This is a genomic window from Micromonospora globispora (genome assembly GCF_003857015.1).
In the GTDB taxonomy this organism is placed as follows: Bacteria; Actinomycetota; Actinomycetes; order Mycobacteriales; family Micromonosporaceae; genus Micromonospora; species Micromonospora globispora.
Genome location: NZ_QGGF01000019.1, coordinates 1 through 4,511 on the forward strand (window position 1 = coordinate 1; position 4,511 = coordinate 4,511).

At 74.0% G+C, this 4,511-nt stretch carries 3 protein-coding genes and 2 pseudogenes; 4 read left to right on the forward strand and 1 reads right to left on the reverse strand.

The features are described from left to right. The 4 genes and pseudogenes from DKL51_RS00515 to disA all read left to right on the forward strand — a co-directional run. A pseudogene (locus DKL51_RS00515) lies at positions 1 to 250 on the forward strand (UbiA family prenyltransferase); the annotation flags it as partial. Between the two features lie 138 nt (positions 251 to 388). Further along, positions 389 to 1,147: a copper chaperone PCu(A)C domain-containing protein gene (locus DKL51_RS00520; RefSeq protein WP_109948382.1), complete on the forward strand. Its 759-nt coding sequence runs from the start codon at positions 389 to 391 to the stop codon at positions 1,145 to 1,147. 106 nt (positions 1,148 to 1,253) lie between these two features. Further along, entirely contained in the window at positions 1,254 to 2,708 is a 1,455-nt protein-coding gene (gene radA, locus DKL51_RS00525) for a DNA repair protein RadA (RefSeq protein ID WP_109948381.1), read from the forward strand. 141 nt (positions 2,709 to 2,849) lie between these two features. Continuing rightward, positions 2,850 to 4,034, forward strand: a complete 1,185-nt coding sequence (gene disA / locus DKL51_RS00530; protein ID WP_109948383.1) for a DNA integrity scanning diadenylate cyclase DisA — start codon at positions 2,850 to 2,852, stop codon at positions 4,032 to 4,034. Positions 4,035 to 4,047: 13 nt separating this feature from the next. Here the strand turns inward: disA and DKL51_RS00535 are convergent. Beyond that, positions 4,048 to 4,511 (reverse strand): annotated as a pseudogene (locus DKL51_RS00535) (hypothetical protein); the annotation flags it as partial.

The window sequence follows — 4,511 nt, forward strand, 5'->3', positions numbered from 1 at the left end:
GAGCAGCCCGGCGGCCGCCGCCGGGCCGCTCCTCGCGGCCACGGTCATCTTGGTCGTCGGGCCGCCCGGCCGGCCGTCGTGGGCCGGCATGTCGGCGGTCGCGGCCGCCGTGCTGGTGCCGGCGCTCGGCTGGTACGGCGGAAGACGCGCCGCCACGGCCGGTGCGCGCCCGGTGTTCGCCTTCCGGGCGGTGATGGCGGTCGCGCTCATCGATGTGGTCCTGCTGGTGGCGACCGGTCGGGTGGTCTGAACCCCGCCGGGAAGGGTGGCATTACCGGGTCGGCGTGCGGCCCTCGATCAGCCCCAACTACCCTGGAGCGCGGTCTGCGCGGGTATGGCCACCGTGCCCGGGGTACGGCCGGGTGGGGATTTGACGAGGAGGACCGACGTGACGCGCTCGATCAGGGGTTCCCGACGGGCGGCCCTGCTGCTGGCCGGCTCGGCGGCGGCGACGGGTCTGCTGCTGTCCGGGTGCGGTGCCGGACAGGTGGCCGAGACCGCCGTCAAGGTCCCGTCGGTCCAGGGGATCAACGCACAGACGCCGGACAACGCCTACAAGCTGCGCGGCCTCTACGTCCAGTACCCGGGCACCGAGGGCTACAAGGCGGGCAGCAACGCCCCGATCAACGTCGTGATCTACAACGACAGCCGCGACCCTGTGACCGTGACCGTCACCACGGACAGCGCCCGCGAGGTCCTGCTCACCGGGGCGGCCCCGACCGGTGCTCAAGCGAGCCCGAGCCAGTCGGCGACCGAGCCCGCGTCCGCATCGCCGACCGCCACCAACCCCAGCGCGTCGCCGAGCCAGTCGCTCGGGACCTCGCCGTCGGCCAGTGGGTCCGCCTCGGCGAGCCCGTCGGCCTCGGCGAGCGAGTCGGCCCCGGCCGGCCAGCCGGCCCGGATCGACATCCCGGCCCTCGGGTACGTGCAGCTCAGCGCCACCGCCGGTCGCGCCCTCCAGCTCGTCGGCCTGAAGGACAACCTGCTCCCCGGTCAGCAGGTCAACCTGGTCTTCGACTTCGGCAACGGCAAGACCGTCAAGACCGCGGCCCCGATCGGCATCCCGCTGACCCCCGGCGCGCCGGCTTCGCCGATCATCACCCGCGAGGGTGGCGCGGAGGGCGGCACCGAGGGCGGCCACGCCTGATCCGCGGACGAACTGTCGACGGCACCGTCGGCGTGGTGACCACCACGCCGGCGGTGTCTTCGTTTCGGGTTGGGTTTTCGTCGCACCACCCGGTTAGCGTCCTGGGGTGAGCACCTCCCGATCCACCTCCCCGCGCGCCGGTTCGGCTGCCGGCCGCGGCCGGGCGGCCAGCCGTGAGCCCCGGCCGGCCTACGAGTGCGACGCCTGCGGCCACCAGCCGCCGAAGTGGGTGGGGCGCTGCCCGGAGTGCGGCGAGTGGGGATCGGTGGTGGAGTGCACCGTCACCGGGCCGCTGGTCTCCGGCCGGGTGGTCAGCTCCCGGATGCCCGCCGAGCCGGCCCGGCCCATCGCCACCATCAGCGCCGCCCCGGCCCGGGCCCGACCCACCGGCGTCAGCGAGCTGGACCGGGTGCTCGGCGGCGGCCTGGTCCCCGGCGCGGTGGTGCTGCTCGCCGGCGAGCCCGGGGTCGGCAAGTCCACGCTGCTGCTCGACGTCGCCCAGCAGTGGGCGGCCAACGCGGGCAGCCCGTCGCTGGTGGTCAGCGGTGAGGAATCGGTCAGCCAGGTCCGGCTGCGTGCCGAGCGGATGGGCACCCTGCACGACCAGCTCTACCTGGCCGCCGAGAGCGACCTATCGGCCGTCCTCGGCCATCTCGACGCGGTCAAGCCCGGGCTGCTGGTGCTCGACTCGGTGCAGACCATCTCCACCACCGGCACCGAGGGCGTTCCCGGCGGGGTGACCCAGGTGCGGGCGGTCACCGCCGCCCTGGTCGCGGTGGCCAAGGAGCGCGGCATCGCCACCGTGCTGGTGGGCCACGTGACCAAGGACGGTCAGGTGGCCGGCCCCCGGGTGCTGGAGCACCTGGTCGACGTGGTGCTGCACTTCGAGGGCGACAAACACTCGTCGCTGCGGATGGTCCGCGGGGTCAAGAACCGGTTCGGCGCCGCCGACGAGGTCGGCTGCTTCGAGATGCACGAGGGCGGCATCAGCAGCCTGGCCGACCCGTCCGGGCTCTTCCTCACCCGCTACTCGGAGCCGGTGCCGGGCACCTGCGTCACGGTGGCGATGGAGGGCCGCCGGGCCCTGGTGACCGAGGTGCAGGCGCTGATCGGCGCGACGGTCGCCGGCTCCCCCCGGCGTACGGTCTCCGGCCTGGACGGTGCCCGGCTGGCGATGGTGCTGGCGGTGCTCCAGCGCCGCACCGAGCGGCTGACCCTGCACGACCGGGAGGTCTTCGCCGCCACGGTGGGCGGCATCCGGGTGGTGGAGCCGGCGGCCGACTTGGCCGTCGCCCTCGCGGTCGCCTCCGGCGGTCTCAACCTGGCCATCGCTCCGCATCTGGTGGCGATCGGGGAGGTCGGGCTGACCGGCGAGGTGCGGCGGGTGGGCGCGGTTCCCCGGCGCCTGGCGGAGGCGGCCCGGCTCGGATTCCGGTTGGCCCTGGTGCCGCCCGGTTGCGGCCCCGGCAGCACCGGGGTGGCCCCGGAACAGCTGCGGGTGATCGAGGTCACCGACGTCCGCGCGGCGCTCCAGGCTGCCGCCCGCGCATCGGCCGAGTGACCGACCGTGACGCAGCGGTGGGACCGGCTGGGCGATATCGGACAGCTCGCGCACCGGTCATCAGCGGCGGGAGCGGGACATCGTGACACATCACAGTAACCACGAGAGCACCCACCGCACGGCAGTCCGTAGACTGTGCCCGTGCCGATCGACCGCGATGCCACCAAGCCCGCCGCGGCGACGCCGCACGCCCGCTCCGGCGCCGTCGGCTCGCCCGCCCGTCCGATCAGCGTCAGCGTGACCGGGAGCGTCGGCGGGGCCAGCGGCGACCCACTGCGGGCCAACCTCGCTCTGATGGCGCCAGGCACCGCGCTGCGCGACGGGCTCGAGCGGATCCTGCGCGGCCGCACCGGCGCGCTCATCGTTCTCGGGTACGACAAGGTCGTCGAGCAGATCTGCACCGGCGGCTTCCCGCTGGACGTGGAGTTCTCCGCCACCCGGGTCCGCGAGCTGTGCAAGATGGACGGCGCGGTGGTGCTCTCCAGCGACGGCACCCGGATCGTCCGGGCGGCCGTGCACCTGATGCCCGACCCGTCGATCCCCACCGAGGAGTCCGGCACCCGGCACCGCACCGCCGAGCGGGTGGCCCGGCAGACCGGCTACCCGGTGATCTCGGTCAGCCAGTCCATGCGGATCATCAGCCTCTACGTCAACGGCCAGCGGCACGTGCTGGACGACTCGGCGGCCATCCTCTCCCGGGCCAACCAGGCGCTGGCCACCCTCGAGCGGTACAAGCTCCGGCTGGACGAGGTCTCCGGCACGCTCTCCGCCCTGGAGATCGAGGATCTGGTCACCGTGCGGGACGCGGTGGCGGTGGTGCAGCGGCTGGAGATGGTCCGCCGGATCGCCGACGAGATCTCCGGCTACGTGGTCGAGCTGGGCACCGACGGCCGGCTGCTCGCGCTTCAGCTCGACGAGCTGATGGCCGGCGTGGACGCCGACCGCACCCTGGTCATCCGGGACTACCTCCCGGTCGGCCGGAAGTCGCGCACCCTCGACGAGGCGCTGGTCGAGCTGGACCTGCTCGGCGCCACCGAGCTGATCGACCTGGTCTCGGTCGCCAAGGCGATCGGCTACCCGGCCGCCTCGGACGCCCTGGACGCGGCGGTGAGCCCGCGCGGCTTCCGGCTGCTGGCCAAGGTGCCCCGGCTGCCCGCGGCGGTGGTGGACCGGCTAGTGGTGCACTTCGGCAGCCTCCAGCGGCTGCTCGGCGCGACCGTCGAGGATCTCCAGGCCGTCGAGGGGGTCGGTGACGCCCGCGCCCGCGGCGTCCGGGAGGGGCTCTCCCGGCTCGCCGAGGCGTCCATCCTGGAGCGGTACGTCTGAGCGGACCCGCCGCTCACGCGGTGATGGTCAGCTTCACCGGCTCGCTGAGCTTGGTGCCCACCCGGGCGAAGACCTCGTACGTGCCGGTCGGCGCGTACGGGCCGGCGGCCAGTCCGTTGGCGCAGCGGGTGGTGTCCCGGCCGTTCCAGCCCAGCTCGTAGAGGCGCTCGAAGCCGGGCGTGAACGACTGCACGTCCGAACCCTTGCCGGTGCCGCAGGTGTCGGAGGACCACACCTTCGCCGCGCCGGACTTGATGAACAGCTCCTGGAGGTCGGCCCCGACGTCCCGGCTGCAGGTGCGTTGGGACTTGTTCTTGATCTTCAGCTGGAGGTCGACCACCGTGCCGCGCTGCGCGGTGGACGGCAACGCCACCGCGGTCACCAGAATCTCGGCATCGGTGCAGGTGCCGTCGTCGACCGCCGGAGCCGCCGGCCCGACCGGCGCCAGGGTCGGCGCGCTGCCGCCCCCCGCCGGCC